We start from the raw sequence: 484 nt of genomic DNA on the forward strand, positions 1-484 counted from the left end.
TCTCGGGATCGCGATCGCCCACCGACAAGTGATGATAGTCTTCGCGGATGGTCTCATAGGGCTCGCCCGGCTCGCCCGAAAATGCCGCGAGCACGCGGCCGCCGGAGCCGGCCAGCAAGGGCAGCACGTCGCCCTCGCGGATCGTGTAGCGGATCGGATGCTTGGACTCGACGCGGTAGAGGCAGGTACGGACGTCGCCGGAGCGGACATAGAAGGCGACGCTTTCCCAACTCCGCTCGGACAGGTCGCGCATGATCGGCAGCAGGACATCCATCGCCACCACCGAGCGCTGGTAGATCGCGCCAAGCCTGAAGGTGGCCGGCCCGATGCGATAGCGCCCGTCGTCCAGGCGTTCCAGCAATTGCCCGCGCATCAGCGAGTTGGCGAGCCTCAGTATGGTGCTCTTGTAGAGGCCGGTGCGGGTCGCGATCTCGGCCAGGCCGAGCGAGCGGTCAGCGGGGGTGAATGCGTCGAGGATGGCGAT

1 protein-coding gene is annotated in these 484 nt (G+C 66.5%); it reads right to left on the reverse strand.

The window, feature by feature from the left end; translation table 11 throughout:
• The coding region (locus EOA28_RS38075; protein ID WP_148671228.1) for a helix-turn-helix domain-containing protein at positions 1-484 on the reverse strand (484 nt) is incomplete at both ends.

This window comes from Mesorhizobium sp. M2A.F.Ca.ET.067.02.1.1 (genome assembly GCF_004023285.1).
Lineage (GTDB): Bacteria > Pseudomonadota > Alphaproteobacteria > Rhizobiales > Rhizobiaceae > Mesorhizobium.